Annotated in this window: 12 protein-coding genes; 8 read left to right on the top strand and 4 right to left on the bottom strand. The window is 57.2% G+C overall.

Annotated elements, in window-relative coordinates; all coding sequences use genetic code 11:
* The first annotated feature begins 378 nt into the window (after positions 1 to 378).
* From BBA90_RS07320 to pckA, 4 genes are all read left to right on the top strand, one after another.
* Positions 379 to 2,514: an intracellular growth attenuator family protein gene (locus tag BBA90_RS07320; protein ID WP_065648562.1), complete on the top strand. Its 2,136-nt coding sequence runs from the start codon at positions 379 to 381 to the stop codon at positions 2,512 to 2,514.
* 347 nt (positions 2,515 to 2,861) lie between these two features.
* Positions 2,862 to 3,263, top strand: coding sequence for a ribosome-associated heat shock protein Hsp15 (gene hslR / locus BBA90_RS07315; RefSeq protein WP_065648561.1), 402 nt, complete (start codon positions 2,862 to 2,864; stop codon positions 3,261 to 3,263).
* A gap of 25 nt (positions 3,264 to 3,288) precedes the next feature.
* Positions 3,289 to 4,161, top strand: a complete 873-nt coding sequence (gene hslO / locus BBA90_RS07310; RefSeq protein WP_065648560.1) for an Hsp33 family molecular chaperone HslO — start codon at positions 3,289 to 3,291, stop codon at positions 4,159 to 4,161.
* Between the two features lie 268 nt (positions 4,162 to 4,429).
* On the top strand, positions 4,430 to 6,049 hold the full coding sequence (gene pckA / locus BBA90_RS07305; RefSeq protein ID WP_065648559.1) for a phosphoenolpyruvate carboxykinase (ATP): 1,620 nt from the start codon (positions 4,430 to 4,432) through the stop codon (positions 6,047 to 6,049).
* Between the two features lie 54 nt (positions 6,050 to 6,103).
* Here the strand turns inward: pckA and envZ are convergent, their stop codons facing one another.
* Both envZ and ompR read right to left on the bottom strand, forming a co-directional pair.
* Positions 6,104 to 7,462, bottom strand: coding sequence for a two-component system sensor histidine kinase EnvZ (gene envZ / locus BBA90_RS07300; RefSeq protein WP_065648558.1), 1,359 nt, complete (start codon positions 7,460 to 7,462; stop codon positions 6,104 to 6,106).
* The gene (gene ompR, locus BBA90_RS07295) at positions 7,459 to 8,178 is read right to left on the bottom strand and encodes an osmolarity response regulator transcription factor OmpR (protein ID WP_001157751.1); all 720 of its coding nucleotides are present in this window, start codon (positions 8,176 to 8,178) and stop codon (positions 7,459 to 7,461) included. Before ompR ends, envZ begins: the two co-directional genes overlap by 4 nt.
* A gap of 497 nt (positions 8,179 to 8,675) precedes the next feature.
* On the opposite strand from ompR, the gene yjbE reads away from it, so the two are divergent.
* The gene (yjbE, locus tag BBA90_RS07290; RefSeq protein WP_065648557.1) at positions 8,676 to 8,915 is read left to right on the top strand and encodes an exopolysaccharide production protein YjbE; all 240 of its coding nucleotides are present in this window, start codon (positions 8,676 to 8,678) and stop codon (positions 8,913 to 8,915) included.
* Between the two features lie 56 nt (positions 8,916 to 8,971).
* On the opposite strand, the gene greB is transcribed toward yjbE, so the two are convergent.
* The gene (gene greB / locus BBA90_RS07285) at positions 8,972 to 9,457 is read right to left on the bottom strand and encodes a transcription elongation factor GreB (RefSeq protein WP_065648556.1); all 486 of its coding nucleotides are present in this window, start codon (positions 9,455 to 9,457) and stop codon (positions 8,972 to 8,974) included.
* A gap of 191 nt (positions 9,458 to 9,648) precedes the next feature.
* On the opposite strand from greB, the gene BBA90_RS07280 reads away from it, so the two are divergent.
* The gene (locus tag BBA90_RS07280; protein ID WP_412159317.1) at positions 9,649 to 11,970 is read left to right on the top strand and encodes a Tex family protein; all 2,322 of its coding nucleotides are present in this window, start codon (positions 9,649 to 9,651) and stop codon (positions 11,968 to 11,970) included.
* A gap of 126 nt (positions 11,971 to 12,096) precedes the next feature.
* Positions 12,097 to 13,782 carry an alpha-amylase family glycosyl hydrolase gene (locus BBA90_RS07275; protein ID WP_065648554.1) on the top strand — a complete coding sequence of 562 codons (1,686 nt, stop codon included), beginning with the start codon at positions 12,097 to 12,099 and terminating at the stop codon, positions 13,780 to 13,782.
* On the opposite strand, the gene bioH is transcribed toward BBA90_RS07275, so the two are convergent.
* Entirely contained in the window at positions 13,763 to 14,536 is a 774-nt protein-coding gene (gene bioH, locus BBA90_RS07270; RefSeq protein WP_065648553.1) for a pimeloyl-ACP methyl ester esterase BioH, read from the bottom strand. The two genes, BBA90_RS07275 and bioH, sit on opposite strands and share 20 nt — an antisense overlap.
* Before the next feature lie 35 nt (positions 14,537 to 14,571).
* On the opposite strand from bioH, the gene gntX reads away from it, so the two are divergent.
* Entirely contained in the window at positions 14,572 to 15,249 is a 678-nt protein-coding gene (gene gntX, locus BBA90_RS07265) for a DNA utilization protein GntX (RefSeq protein WP_065648552.1), read from the top strand.
* The last annotated feature ends 39 nt before the right edge of the window (positions 15,250 to 15,288 follow it).

Here is a 15,288-nt window from a genome sequence, read left to right as displayed (position 1 = left end):
GACGTTGCACAACCTTGTGAAATGCGATAACGCCAGCATACCGAAGGCCGCGCAAATGTGCGACAGGCAACGTAGGCTAAGCCGCCGCCGGATTGCGCAGCCCGAAGTACGGCGTGTTCTCTGCCCGCCTGTTTTAAGCGTAAGTCAACGCTTTGGATCCAAATTCAGAAAATGCCGATATTTAATTGAGTATTGCCTGGTTACCATCCTATCAGGGATTAATCTAATAATTTATAATCCGATGATTTAGCGCATTATTTTATCTGTGTTTCTTCTTGTCAGAACCTCATCTGCTCGCCAGAATTGACACATCTTACGATTTTCGCCGGGAGTAGAACGTTAACGTGAAGGCATTTCGTTGGCTGGAATGAGCGTAGCATGAGCACTTTTATTGTCATCCTGACAGTGATGCTGGTCGGCTCATCATTAGCTGGTATCGCTTACTGGTACGCTATGCGGCATCGTCCGCCGTTAGCGCGACCCCTGCCGTTTATCAGTCCGCCCTGCCGCAAACTCTCTGATGATGAGCGCACTGCAGTAGAAAAGTATCTGGCTGCGCTGGCTAAACGTCAGCCGCCGCGCACCCGTGCGCGCTTTACCAGGGAGGCGGAAGCGCTAACGCTGACGGCACAAAGCAACAATGTCTATCCTGTTACCCGTTCTATTACCCGTTACGGCCTCTCAACCGACGATCCCCATAAATGGCGCTACTATCTGGATGAAGTTGAAGTACATCTGCCGCCGCTCTGGGAACAGTATATTGCAGACGAAAACTACGTTGAGCTGATCCGCACGCAGTCGCTGCCGCTGGTCATCTCTCTGAATGGTCACTCGCTGGTTAATTACGCCATTGAGCAACCTGCTCTGCCGCCGCTGATACAGCCTGCCAGTACCAACGCCTCTATCCGCAAAGCAGAGAGCGAAAACGTCGAATTACTGCGGGTACGCAAAGAGTCGCATGAGGAGTACCAGCTTTCGCGGCCTGACGGTACGCGTGAAGCCGTGGTTATCTGCTGCGCTTTTCTGCTGTTTTTTCTCGGTCTGGTGCTGCCAGGCAATCTCCTGATCTGGCTGGTAGCCCCTGGCTGCGTGATGATCGCCGTCAGCCTCTGGTTTCTCTGTCGTTTTCCCGGAGAGAAAGGCCTGCGCGATATTCACTGTCTGCGCGGCGCGCCGAAACGCTGGGGCCTGTTTGGTGAGTCGAACCAGGAGCAGAGCAATATTTCGCTGGGTATTATCGATCTCATTTATCCGCCGCACTGGCAGCCCTACATTACCCACGATCTTGGACAGATCACCGAAGTGGATATCTATCTGAACCGCCAGGTCGTGCGTCAGGGGCATTTTTTGTCGCTGCAGGATGAGGTCAGAAATTTTCCGGTACAACGGTGGCGCAAGAATCTGGTACTGACCTGCGGTTCACTGCTGGTGCTGGCGATGCTGCTGACCTGGATCCCGCTCAGTATGCCGCTCAAGCTGAGTCTGGCATGGGTCAAAGGTACGGAGAGTATTCAGGTCGACAGCGTAGATAAGCTCTCTGCCCTGCCGCTGCACGTCGGCGATGTACTCAGGGTAACGGGGACCGGTATGTGCTCTGTGCCAGGCAATTACCAAAGTAATCGCACCTACACTTACATGCCTTTTGACTGCTCGGCTATCTACTGGAACAAAGCCGCTCCGCTGCCGCAGCCGCAGTCTGACATTATCGATAAGGCCGCCGCGCTGCTGGATACCACCCTGCGCCAGCTGCATCCGGAAACCAGCACCGATCCCAAGCTTAATCCGCAGCTCGCCTCCGCGATTCAGAAGTCAGGCATGATTCTGCTGGATGATTTTTCAGAGCTGGTGCTCAGGACACAGGATCTCTGCAGTCAGCAACAGGATTGCGTCCGGCTGAAAAATGCCCTGGTGAATCTGGGCAATGCCAAAGACTGGGATTCGCTGATCCATCGTGCAGATACCGGCAAACTCAGCGGCATGAATGTGCTGTTAAGGCCTGTCAGTGCCGAAGCGCTGGAAAATCTGGTGAATACCGCGACCTCGACCTTCTTTTCCCGTGAGACCCGTCGTGCTGCGGAAACGCTTAACAGTCCGCCGCCGGGCGGTTTTCTCATTATCAGCGATGAAGGACGTCAGCTGGTGACGCAGCCGCAGCCTGCCGTTTCCCTGTTTGATCTTGACGCGCCTTCGCAGTGGCGCGAGCTGCAGCGTATCGCGGGCATGCTGCTGCATACCCCGTTCAGCGCCAGCGGTATTATCACCAGCATGAGTACGGATGCGAACGGGACGCGCCATATCATGCTGCATAACGAACCCGATGCAATGGCGCAGTGGCGCTACATTGGCAGCGTTGTGCTGATGCTGATACTGCTGATTTCAGCGGTGGTAAACGGCTTGCTGACGCTGCGACGCATCCATCGTAACCGGCTGCGTATGGCGGAAATTCAGCAATATTACGATAAATGCTTTAATCATAATCTCAGCACTATGCAGAGCGTGCGCTCGCTGTTCTGACCCTCCGCCCTTGTGTGCTACCCTGTCGCGCGTTTTTTGGCAGTGGCTGACGGGGCCGGCATTTACGCTAAACTGATAGAGTGCGGCATCGCGTCGCACCTTGATTTCTCACTTTCTGCCCATATTTCCGGATATCTGCCGATTTGTCTCTGCGGCGTGTCGCCGCATAGCCTGTCGCATAACTGCGCGACACGTTAATGACAGTGAACCGATTCCGGCTAACGTCCGGCGCAGAGACTCAGGCGTCAGCCGCTTCGACGCCAGTCGGCCGCTACCCTTTTTCAGCGCCGCGCTGCCGGACCCGTTTACCGGTAAAGATGAAACGCTGCGTTAAAGCAGGAGCCACAATGAAAGAAAAAATCAGCGACGGCGTACGCCTTGATAAATGGCTGTGGGCCGCGCGCTTCTATAAAACCCGCGCGCTGGCACGTGAAATGATCGAAGGCGGCAAGGTTCACTATAACGGCCAGCGCAGTAAACCCAGCAAGCTGGTTGAGTCCGGCGCAGAATTAACGCTGCGACAGGGAAACGACGAGCGGACGGTTATTATCAACGCCATCAGCGATCAGCGCCGTCCCGCCAGCGAAGCGCAGCTGATGTATAGCGAAACCGACGCCAGCGTGGAAAAGCGGGAAAAAACGGCGCTGGCGCGCAAGATGAATGCGCTGACCATGCCACATCCGGATCGCCGGCCTGATAAAAAAGAGCGCCGTGATTTGATGAAATTTAAACTGTCGGGTGATGAATAGTTCGCACCCCTGTGAGAGAAAACTTATGTCTGTTCAAGATCAATTACACCGTTACCTGTTTGAAAACGTTGCCGTACGCGGCGAGCTGGTCAATGTCTCCCACACCTGGCATGAAATTGTGCGTAACCATGACTACGCAGAGCCGGTAAAAACGCTGCTGGGCGAGCTGCTGGTCGCAACCAGTCTGCTGACCGCCACGCTGAAATTTGACGGGGACATTACGGTACAGCTGCAGGGCGACGGCCCGCTGACGCTGGCAGTGATCAACGGTAATAACCGCCAGGAGCTGCGTGGCGTGGCGCGTGTGAAAGAGGATGCAGAGATTGCCTCCGGCAGTACGCTGAAAGAAATGGTGGGTAACGGCTATCTGGTGATTACCATTACGCCAGAAAAAGGCGAGCGCTATCAGGGTGTGGTAGGACTGGAGGCGGATACGCTGGCAGGCTGCCTGGAAGACTATTTCATGCGTTCTGAGCAGCTGCCTACCCGCCTGTTTATCCGCACCAATGAGCAGGGCGCGGCCGGTATTTTACTGCAGGTTCTGCCTGCGCAGGATACCAGTCAGGATGATTTCAATCATCTGGCCATGCTGACTGAAACGGTTAAAGCGGAAGAGCTGATTACGCTGCCGGCAAACGATGTGCTGTGGCGCCTCTACCATCAGGAAGAAGCCACTGTTTACGATCCGCTGCCCGTTATCTTCAAGTGCACCTGCTCACGCCAGCGCTGCGGTGAAGTGCTTAAAACGCTGCCAGAAAGCGAAGTGGATGAGATCCTGGCGGAAGATGGCAAAATCGATATGCATTGTGACTATTGCGGCACGCACTATGTCTATGATGCAGTGGATATTGCCGCCATCCGTAACGAATCTGTCAGCGACAGCGACCAGCTGCATTAATCCCGCCGCGGGCGGCCACGCCGCCCGTTTTGCATAAAACTATACCTCTATGTTTTTTCACGGAAATTAACTAATTTTCGCTAACTTTACTTTTATAAGTAGCCGATTTCTCCGCTTGTCACGTTCCAGTTCGCATTTTTAACTATCTTCACTTTCCGCTTCTGCTCAGATGTGTACACTGCGCGCGATCTGTTCTGCGCAACCGAGTGCGCCACGCGGCAGACACCCCCTAAAAATGCAATGAAGTACCGATTTAAGGAGCAGTCACATGCGCGTTAACGGCCTGACATCGCAAGACCTCGCCGACCTGGGCATCAGCGGCACTACCGAAGTGGTGTATAACCCTGACTATGACACGCTGTTTCAGGAAGAAACCCGCCCGGAGCTGGAGGGTTATGCGCGAGGCACCCTGACGCAGAGCGGCGCTATCGCCGTGGATACCGGCATTTTCACTGGCCGCTCACCGAAAGATAAATATATTGTCCGCGATGACACGACGCGTGACACGCTGTGGTGGAACGGTACCGGCAACGGTAAAAACGATAATCAGCCGCTTTCCCAGGAGACCTGGCAGGCGCTGAAGGATCGCTGTACGCAGCAGCTTTCAGGCAAACGCCTGTTTGTGATTGATGCATTTTGCGGTGCCAATCCTGACTCCCGCCTGAGCGTACGCTTTGTGATGGAAGTCGCCTGGCAGGCGCACTTTGTCAAAAACATGTTTATCCGTCCGACCGATGAAGAGCTGGCCAGCTTCACGCCTGATTTTGTGGTGATGAACGCGGCGCAGTGCACCAATCCGGACTGGCAGGCGCAGGGGCTGAACTCAGAAAACTTCGTTGCATTTAACCTCACTGAGCGCATGCAGCTGATCGGCGGCACCTGGTACGGCGGCGAAATGAAGAAAGGCCTCTTTGCCATCATGAACTACCTGCTGCCGCTGAAAGGCATCGCCTCAATGCACTGCTCCGCAAACGTGGGTAAAGCGGGCGACGTGGCCGTGTTCTTTGGCCTCTCCGGCACCGGTAAGACCACGCTCTCCACCGATCCTGAGCGGCAGCTGATTGGCGATGATGAGCACGGCTGGGATGACGACGGCGTCTTTAATTTCGAAGGCGGCTGCTATGCAAAAACCATCAACCTGTCTGAACAGGCAGAGCCGGAAATCTATCGCGCCATCCGTCGCGATGCGCTGCTGGAAAACGTGGTAGTGCGTGCCGACGGCAGCGTGGATTACGCCGATGGCAGCAAAACCGAAAACACCCGCGTCTCTTATCCGATCAATCACATCGAAAACATCGTGCAGCCGGTGTCCAAAGCGGGTCACGCGAAAAAGGTGATTTTCCTTACGGCTGACGCGTTTGGCGTGCTGCCGCCGGTGTCACGACTGACGCCAGAGCAGACGCAGTATCATTTCCTTTCCGGCTTTACGGCCAAGCTGGCCGGCACGGAACGCGGCGTCACGCAGCCGACGCCCACCTTCTCTGCCTGTTTTGGCGCCGCATTTCTGACCCTGCATCCGACGCAATATGCTGAAGTGCTGGTTAAGCGCATGGAAGCGGCAGGCGCACAGGCTTATCTGGTTAACACCGGCTGGAATGGCAGCGGCAAGCGTAACTCATTGAAAGATACGCGGGCGATCATCAATGCGATTCTGGCAGGCGAGCTGGATAACGCCGCGACCGAGACCCTGCCGGTGTTCAATCTGCAGATCCCGACGCAGCTGACCGGGGTGGACGCCGCCACGCTGGATCCGCGCCGCAGCTGGCAGAGCGAAGCGGAGTGGCAGCAGGCCGCGCAGGATCTGGCACAGCGTTTTATCACCAACTTTGAGAAGTATACTGACAACGACGCGGGTAAAGCGCTGGTACAGGCGGGTCCGCAGCTGTAAGTACGGCTGAGCAGTGGCAGCGGGCGGCATTATTGCCGCCCTTTTTTTATCTGTTCAGGCGCTGTGCGCGACGCTGGCCAGCGCGGTGCTGTTTTCCGGCATCGGCAGCCACGCGCGGATACGTAATCCGCCACGCTCGCTGGCCCCGATCTCCAGCGACCCTTCATGCGCATCGATTATGCGCTGCACAATCGCCAGCCCCAGCCCGGTGCCGCTGGTGCTCCGGGCGCTGTCGCCGCGCACAAACGGCTGGAACAGATGCTGCAGCTGATCGGGTTTAATGCCGGGACCATCATCATCCACCTGGAACCAGGCGCGGTTAAGCTCCTGACCGCTGCTGACTTTGATCCAGCCGTTACCATAACGCGCAGCGTTGACCACCAGATTCGCCACCGCGCGTTTAATAGAGAGCGGATTGATATCCAGTATGAGCTCATCGGTCATGACCGCATTTTCAATCTCGCGTTCATAACCGCTTTCAGCCGCAACCACTTCTCCCAGCACGCTGTTGAGATCGGCCCGCTCGGTCTGCATCTCCTGCCCGGTGCGCAGATAATCGATAAACTGCTCAATGATGGCGTTGCACTCTTCGATATCTTTATTAATCGACTCAGCCAGATAGCCATCCTGCTCACCCATCATTTCGGTCGCAAGACGGATGCGCGTCAGCGGCGTGCGCAGATCGTGGCTGACACCCGCCATCAGCAATGTGCGATCGTCAGCCAGCTGCTTGACCCCTGCCGCCATCTGATTAAAGGCGCGTGTCACCGAACGGACCTCAGAGGCACCATATTCACGCAGCGGTGGCGGAATAATGCCTTTGCCCACCTGCAGCGCCGCGTGCTCCAGATCCACCAGCGGCCGGTTTTGCATCCGGATAAACAGCCAGGCTCCGCCAATCGCCAGCAGCATAATCGCCAGCGTGTAGCGGAACAGCGGTGAGAAGTCGCCCTGATGAATTTCCGTCAGCGGCACCCGTACCCAGATATCGGGCGAAAGCCAGGTTTTCAGCCAGACGACCGGCGAGTTTTTGTTGACCTCGACGCGCACATCGGTCGGGCCGCCAAGCTGCTGCGCCATCTGCTCACTAAGAAACTCATAGTGCTGCGCCCAGCGCAGCCCGCTCTCCTCTGCCGCCGCGTTGGTATAGAGCGAAATCCCCAGCTCGCGGTAAATTTCGCGCCGGAAGGCGGGTGGCACTTCCAGCTGTGTCCCATCTTCCAGCTGCAGCCGATCGGTCATCAGCATACGCACTTCGTAGGCCAGTACCTTATTAAACTGCTGCAGGCTGGGAAGAATAGCGAAGTTCAGCACCACCAGATACGTCGTTACCAGGCTGACAAACAGCAGGGTAACGATCAGCAGCAGGGTGCGGGCAAAGGAGCTGCGGGGCGAGAAGCGCAGTCGCCTCATGCTTTACTGCCGTCCGGCACAAAGACATAGCCCAGACCCCAGACGGTCTGGATATAGCGCGGATGCGCGGGATCTTCTTCCACCATACGGCGCAGGCGCGAAATCTGCACGTCGATTGAACGTTCCATGGCGCTGTATTCACGCCCGCGGGCCAGGTTCATCAGCTTGTCACGCGAAAGCGGCTCGCGCGGATGACTCACCAGCGCTTTCAGCACGGCAAATTCTCCGCTGGTCAGCGGCATAGGCTCATCTTCACGGAACATTTCACGTGTGCCGAGGTTCAGTTTGAATTTACCAAACGCGATTACCGCCTCTTCCTGTGACGGCGCACCCGGCAGCTCGTTGGCCTGACGGCGAAGTACCGCGCGGATACGCGCCAGCAGTTCACGCGGGTTAAACGGCTTGGGAATATAGTCATCGGCGCCGATTTCCAGTCCGACAATGCGGTCAACCTCTTCACCCTTAGCCGTTACCATGATAATCGGCATCGGGTTGCTCTGGCTGCGCAGACGGCGGCAAATAGAGAGGCCATCTTCACCTGGCAGCATTAAATCCAGCACCATCAGATGAAAAGATTCACGCGTCAGCAGGCGATCCATCTGTTCAGCATTCGCGACACTGCGCACCTGAAAGCCCTGTTCGGTGAGATAGCGTTCCAGCAGCGCGCGCAGACGCATATCGTCATCAACGACCAGAATTTTGTAGTTCTCTTGCATGTTCAACTCCCAAAGGCGCCATTGCCTGAAGCAATATTGTGAGGATAAGGGACCTGTCTGTGACAGACATTTATGGTTTATATTCTAAGCGAAATTGTTACAAAGCATATTAAACAGGAGCTTATATTTAATTTCTCGCCTGAAATGCGGCTCTGCTCCCGCTTTTGGGCGCTGATTTTACCCTGTTTAGCGCTTGTCTGAAAAATCGGCACTTTTTCTCACTGCGCGTGGTTCAGTCACACTTTTCTGGCTGTGTGACGGCCTGCCCTGTACTTTCACCCCAATTCAGCGGGATAGCGCCCCCAAGCAGCACAAAACTGCGCAGATTCCGGTTAGAACCTGATAACGCTCTCGGAAGAGTGCCAGCAGCGGTACAATCCAAGACCACTTATAAATAAAGACAGTTAAATCAGCGAGTAAACACCACTTTCGTCCGGCCCGATGATCTCCGACACTTCTGCTGTATCGACCCTATCGGTGTCATGTGGAGAAGAAAAATGAAAAAAGTTGTTCTGCTGAGCGCGCTGGTTCTCTCCAGCCTTACCCATGTTCAGGCGGCAACGTCAGTCGGTGAAGCCGCGGGTGCGCAGGCGTCAACGACGGCAAAAGGCAACTCGGATGCAATTGGCGTGGGCGCGGTAGCAGCATTGCTGGGTGTGGCGCTGGCGACCATGGGCGGTGGTGATGGTAATGGCAGCAGCACCTCAACCACGACCGCAACGGTGCCGGGCAAGTAAGCGTCATAAAGCGGCCTGCGCTGCCTGTGACTGTCGTCACGTGCAGCGCAGTTCACTCATGCCGGGTTGTGATAGTTAATCTGATTCACAAACCAGGTCTTTTGTCCTTCAGGCGTATTAACGGTGACTTCATCATCGACCTCTTTTTTGATCAGCGCCCGCGCCATGGGTGAATCAATGGAGATGTACGCTTTCACATTGTCGCCATAGATCTCATCCGGTCCGACGATGCGAAAACGCTTTTTCTCACCCTGCTCATTCTCCACTTCAACCCACGCGCCGAAAAAGACCTTGCCCTCCTGCTGTGGGGCGTAATCAACAATTTTCAGTTCAGCGAGGCATTTGCGCAGGTAGCGTACCCGCCGGTCGATCTGCCGCAGCAGGCGCTTGTTATAGGTGTAGTCCGCATTTTCTGACCGATCGCCGAGGCTGGCGGCCCAGGAGACGATACGGGTGACCTCCGGACGCTTCTCATTCCACAGATGATCGTGCTCGGCACGCAGCTTGTTATAGCCTTCGCGGGTTATCAGTTGAGTTTTCATTACATCGGCTCATTCATGTCAGTTTTGCAGGTCGCCAGCTGCGTACAATAAGCGACGCTGCCGCAGGCAGCAAGATGCGGGCGCCATTCAGAAAAAGATGGATTGCCGCCCTGCCGGCTGGCAATTTACGCCCTCAGTCCGTATAACTGTCCCCTGTTTTTAACCCCGGATAAGCAAGATCGTTACTGATGATGAAAGATTCGCTGAGCCAGATTATCGCAGGTGAGCTGCAGGCACGCGCCGAACAGGTCGATGCCGCCGTACGCCTGCTGGATGAAGGGAATACCGTCCCCTTTATTGCACGTTACCGTAAGGAAGTCACCGGCGGGCTGGATGATACCCAGCTACGCGCGCTGGAGAGCCGCCTGAGCTATCTGCGCGAGCTGGACGATCGCCGCCAGTCAATTCTGAAGTCGATTGACGATCAGGGCAAACTCTCGCCGGAACTGGCGCAGGCTATCAACAGCACGCTGAGTAAAACCGAGCTGGAAGATCTCTATCTGCCCTATAAGCAGAAGCGCCGTACGCGCGGGCAGATCGCCATTGAAGCGGGCCTGGAACCGCTGGCTGAGTCATTGTGGAACGATCCCTCGCAGCAGCCGGAAGCGGTTGCGGCAGGCTTTGTGGATGCGGATAAAGGCGTGGCGGATACGCGCGCAGCGCTTGATGGTGCACGCTATATCCTGATGGAGCGGTTTGCCGAGGACGCTGCGCTGCTGGCTAAAGTGCGCGACTATTTGTGGAAAAATGCCCACCTGACGGCACGCGTCATTGAAGGCAAAGAAGATGCGGGCGCTAAATTCCGCGATTACTTTGATCATCACGAGGCGCTGAGCAGCGTGCCTTCGCACCGCGCTCTGGCGATGTTTCGCGGCCGCAACGAAGGTGTACTGCAGCTGTCGCTGAATGCCGATCCGCAGAGTGAAGAGGCACCACGTGAAAGCTATGGCGAAACGCTGATTGCCGATCACCTGGGTCTGCGCCTGAACAATGCGCCGGCTGACAGCTGGCGCAAAGCGGTGGTGAGCTGGACATGGCGCATCAAGGTGCTGCTGCATCTCGAAACTGAACTGATGGGAACTATCCGCGAACGCGCTGAAGATGAAGCGATCAACGTCTTTGCCCGCAATCTGCACGATCTGCTGATGGCCGCTCCGGCCGGGATGCGCGCGACAATGGGGCTTGACCCTGGCCTGCGCACCGGTGTGAAGGTTGCCGTAGTCGATGCGACCGGCAAGCTGGTGGCCACCGATACGGTCTATCCGCACACCGGTCAGGCGGCGAAAGCTGCTGCTGCCGTTGCAGCACTCTGCATAAAACATCAGGTTGAGCTGGTGGCGATTGGTAACGGAACCGCCTCGCGTGAAACCGAGCGCTTTTTCCTCGATGTGCAGAAACAGTTCCCGCAGGTCAGCGCGCAAAAAGTGATTGTCAGTGAAGCGGGCGCCTCTGTTTACTCCGCCTCCGAGCTGGCAGCTCTGGAATTTCCCGACCTCGACGTCTCGCTGCGCGGTGCAGTCTCTATTGCCCGCCGCCTGCAGGATCCGCTGGCCGAGCTGGTGAAAATCGACCCTAAATCAATTGGTGTCGGCCAGTATCAGCATGATGTCAGTCAGAGCCAGCTGGCGAAAAAACTGGATGCGGTGGTTGAAGATTGCGTCAACGCCGTCGGCGTCGATCTCAACACCGCCTCGGTCGCGCTGCTCACGCGCGTGGCGGGCCTGACGCGCATGATGGCGCAAAATATTGTCAGCTGGCGCGATGAAAACGGGCGTTTTCAGAATCGTCAGCAGCTGCTGAAAGTGAGCCGTCTCGGGCCAAAAGCGTTTGAACAGTGCGCCGGCTTTCTGCGGATCAATCACGGTGATAATCCGCTGGATGCCTCTACGGTGCATCCGGAAGCGTATCCGCTGGTGGAGCGCATTCTGTCTGCCACTGAGCAGGCGCTGGATGCGCTAATGGGGAATCCCGGCAGCCTGCGCGATCTTAACGCGCGCGACTTTACCGATGAACGCTTTGGTCTGCCAACCGTAACCGACATCATCAAAGAGCTGGAAAAGCCAGGCCGCGATCCGCGTCCTGAATTCAAAACCGCGCAGTTTGCCGAAGGCGTGGAAACCATGAACGATCTGCTGCCCGGCATGATTCTGGAAGGTGCCGTCACCAACGTGACGAATTTCGGTGCTTTCGTGGATATCGGCGTGCATCAGGACGGACTGGTGCATATCTCTTCCCTCTCCGATCGCTTCGTGGAAGATCCGCATCAGGTGGTGAAAGCGGGTGATATCGTGAAGGTCAAAGTCATGGAAGTGGATCTGCAGCGTAAACGTATCGCGCTCACGATGCGTCTGGATGAGCAGCCGGGTGAGAGCAACGCGCGCAGCGGTAGCCGTCCGGCTGCCAGAGAACCGGCGCGTGCAGCGAATCCGGCCAAAGCACGCGGTAAGCCTGCGGCGGCGGGCAACAGCGCAATGGGCGATGCGCTGGCTGCGGCTTTTGGTAAAAAGCGCTGATTTCAGCCCCCTGATCTGCCTGCAGCCGGCCCGGGGCTGCAGGTAACGGGTTGCGAAATCGCCCTGTCAGGCTACGCTGAAAAAATCTGTGTGATCCACTGACCTTCCGCGTGGCCTGACAATCTGATGGATAAAATCAACGCCCTGCTCGATGAGATCTATGAAGGACGCCTGCCCGCCATGGCGCGCGAGCGCCTGCTGTCACATATTCGCGCCGCACGTGACAGCGTAAAGCTGCCGCGCAAAGCGCACTGGGATGAGAAAGATGTGGTGCTCATCACTTACGCCGATCAGTTTCGTGAGCCGGAACAGCCCACCCTCGCCAGTTTTACGCGCTTTTATCAGCAGCACCTGCAATCGGCCTTTAACCTGGTGCACCTGCTGCCCTTTTTCCCCTATTCGTCCGATGATGGCTTTTCGGTTATCGACTACCATAACGTCAATCCGATCTGCGGTGACTGGCAGCAGATTGCGGCGCTGCACAGCCAGACGCGGCTGATGTTCGATTTTGTCTGTAATCATATCTCGGCGCACAGCGCCTGGTTTCGCCACTATCTGGCGCAGGATCCGGGCTGGGATGATTTTTTTATCAGCATGCCGCCAGCCACCGATCTCAGCGCCGTAACCCGCCCGCGTACTTCGCCGCTGCTCACGCCTTTTACCCTGGCCGATGGTACCACGCGCTATATCTGGACCACCTTCAGCGCCGACCAAATCGACCTTAACTTCGCCAGCCCGGATGTGCTGATCCGCATGATCGGGGTACTGCTCGACTACCTGAAAAAAGGTGCGGACTATGTGCGGCTGGATGCGGTTGGCTATATGTGGAAAACACCAGGCACGCGCTGCATTCACCTGCACAAAACCCATTTGCTGGTGAAACTATTCCGGGCCGTCGCCGATGTCGTCGCACCGGGTACGGTGATCATCACAGAAACCAATGTGCCGCATCAGGATAACATCAGCTACTTTGGCCGCGGTGACGACGAGGCGCAGATGGTGTATCAGTTTTCTCTGCCACCGCTGGTGCTGCAGGCGATCCATGCCGGTTCAGCGCGCGCGCTGCGTCAGTGGGCCGCCTCGCTGACGCCTGGCAGCGGCAGCACCACCTTTTTTAACTTTCTCGCCTCGCACGACGGTATTGGCCTGAATCCGGCGCGCGGCATTCTGTCAGAGCCTGAAATTGTTGCGCTGGTGCGTGAACTGGCGCTGGAGGGGGCGCTGGTGTCGTATAAAAATAATCCTGACGGCACCACCAGCCCTTATGAAATCAACGTTACCTATCTCGATGCGCTTAACCACCAGACCGATGATGATGAGACGCGCCTGCGCCGTTTCCTGCTGGCGCACGCCATTCTGCTGGCGTTTCCGGGCGTGCCCGCCATTTATATTCAGAGCATCCTCGGCTCGCGTAACGATAACGAAGGGGTGCGCGCTGCCGGCCACAACCGCGCCATCAATCGCGAAAAATATAGCCTGCGCGAAATGGAGCAGTGGATCAGCGGTGGCGACTGGCTGCGTCAGCAGGTGTTTGAACGGCTGAGTGCGCTGATCCAGCTGCGCACCCGTCAGCCCGCGTTTCATCCTGATAATGCCATGACGCTGCTGGAGAGCGACAATGCACTCCTGCTGTTTCGCCGCCATGCGCCAGATGAGGAGGGGCTGCTGTGTCTGTTCAACCTGAGCAGCCGTGAAATGACCACCACGCTGCCCCAGGCGCGCCATTATCAGGATCTGGTCAGCGGCCAAAAAGTGGACGGCGGCGCGCCGGTGACGCTGGCCGCATGGCAGTTTATGTGGCTGCGCGGATAAACTGCGTCACGTGCCCGCAGAACGCCTCAGGGTGTGAAATAAACGGTGCGTGCGCCGCCTTCTCCATTATCACCGACGGGGAGCCGGGCCAGCGCGTATCCAGCTCACCGGCAATACGGCGCGGGACCAGCCCATCCAGTGCACCATACAGTCGCAGAAACGGCACGCTAAGGTGGTCCAGCGCCTGACGTAAATCACTCTGCCGCAAAATCTCCAGACCGCCCTGCAGCGCCGCCACTGACGGCATCGGCTGCGACAGCACCACCTCTTTCAGCTGACGCGCATCCTGACGGGCGTTTTCTGTCCCCATAGTCTGCAATGCCAGAAAGCGCTCAACGGTACGCCGGAAATCGTCACTGAGCTGCTGCTGAAAGCCGGTCAGCGTGTCGGGTTTAATACCCGGCCAGCTCGCCTGTGCAGTGAAGCAGGGTGAGGAGGCCACGCTGATTAACGCAGCCACACGCGCGGGCTGCAGCAGCGCCAGCTGGCTGGCCACCAGCCCGCCCAGTGACCAGCCCAGCAGCGTGGCGCGATCAGGCAGCTGCGGCAGCAGGTGTTGCGCCATCTGCATCAGCGTCAGCGGACCAGCCGCGGCGCTGCGGCCAAACCCGGGCAGATCCACCAGATGCAGGCGAAAATGAGGGCTGAGTCGCGGAACAATGTGTTGCCACACTTCGGCGTTCAGTCCCCAGCCGTGCAGCAGCACAAGATCGCGATCGCCCGTGCCCGTGGTGTGCCAGTAAAGCGAACTCATCGGTTACACTCCCGAAAAGAGAAAAAGAGGTCGCTATGCTATCAACCCCGGCCCGCTGCTGGCTATGCCATCTTCCGCTGCAGATTGCCCATCACGGTCTGTGCAGTCTTTGTCTGCATCAGCTGCCCGCTCTGCCCGCGCTCTGCCCCTGCTGCGGCCTGCCTGGCACCACACCGCAGCGCTGCGGACGCTGCCTGAATCAGCCGCCGCCGTGGCACAGCTTAACCTGCGTCAGCGATTACATTCCGCCCCTGAGTCACTGGGTACAGCAGCTGAAATTTTCCCGCGCGATAGCACTCAGGGTGATGCTGGCGCGGCTGCTTTTGTTAAAATTGTTAACAAAGCGCCGGAGTGAACCCGATCCCGCGTTCGATTTGGTGCTGAGCGTGCCGCTGCATCACCAGCGCGCCTGGCAGCGTGGCTTTAATCAGTCTGCGCTGCTCGCGCAGCCGCTGGCACGCTGGCTGCGCTGTGAATATCGTGAAGGTGTCAGCCGGATACGGCGGAGCAGCGTCCAGCATCAGCTTGATGCCCGCGCGCGCCGTCATAATCTGCGCAGCGCATTCCGCCTTGAAATGCCGGTGCAGAATCGCCATATCCTGCTGATTGATGATGTGGTCACCACCGGCAGCACCGTAGCGGAAATCAGCCGCCTGCTGCAGGCTCAGGGCGCTGCCAGCATCCATATTGGCTGCCTGTGCCGTACCTTGTAGAGCGTCGGTGTTGGGCGTATTATAACCAGGTAATTTAGT

Origin of the sequence: Pantoea eucrina (assembly GCF_001691555.1) — a bacterium.
GTDB classification, from domain to species: Bacteria; Pseudomonadota; Gammaproteobacteria; order Enterobacterales; family Enterobacteriaceae; genus Pantoea; species Pantoea borealis.
This window is presented reverse-complemented; position numbering and strand designations above follow the sequence as displayed.

What these genes read in the sequence shown, in the direction of transcription:
- BBA90_RS07320 (WP_065648562.1), top strand. Translation starts at nt 379, where the DNA reads ATGAGCACTTTTATTGTCATCCTGACAGTGATGCTGGTCGGCTCATCA.
- hslR (WP_065648561.1), top strand. Translation starts at nt 2,862, where the DNA reads ATGAAAGAAAAAATCAGCGACGGCGTACGCCTTGATAAATGGCTGTGG.
- hslO (WP_065648560.1), top strand. Translation starts at nt 3,289, where the DNA reads ATGTCTGTTCAAGATCAATTACACCGTTACCTGTTTGAAAACGTTGCC.
- pckA (WP_065648559.1), top strand. Translation starts at nt 4,430, where the DNA reads ATGCGCGTTAACGGCCTGACATCGCAAGACCTCGCCGACCTGGGCATC.
- envZ (WP_065648558.1), bottom strand. Translation starts at nt 7,462, where the DNA reads ATGAGGCGACTGCGCTTCTCGCCCCGCAGCTCCTTTGCCCGCACCCTG.
- ompR (WP_001157751.1), bottom strand. Translation starts at nt 8,178, where the DNA reads ATGCAAGAGAACTACAAAATTCTGGTCGTTGATGACGATATGCGTCTG.
- yjbE (WP_065648557.1), top strand. Translation starts at nt 8,676, where the DNA reads ATGAAAAAAGTTGTTCTGCTGAGCGCGCTGGTTCTCTCCAGCCTTACC.
- greB (WP_065648556.1), bottom strand. Translation starts at nt 9,457, where the DNA reads ATGAAAACTCAACTGATAACCCGCGAAGGCTATAACAAGCTGCGTGCC.
- BBA90_RS07280 (WP_412159317.1), top strand. Translation starts at nt 9,649, where the DNA reads ATGAAAGATTCGCTGAGCCAGATTATCGCAGGTGAGCTGCAGGCACGC.
- BBA90_RS07275 (WP_065648554.1), top strand. Translation starts at nt 12,097, where the DNA reads ATGGATAAAATCAACGCCCTGCTCGATGAGATCTATGAAGGACGCCTG.
- bioH (WP_065648553.1), bottom strand. Translation starts at nt 14,536, where the DNA reads ATGAGTTCGCTTTACTGGCACACCACGGGCACGGGCGATCGCGATCTT.
- gntX (WP_065648552.1), top strand. Translation starts at nt 14,572, where the DNA reads ATGCTATCAACCCCGGCCCGCTGCTGGCTATGCCATCTTCCGCTGCAG.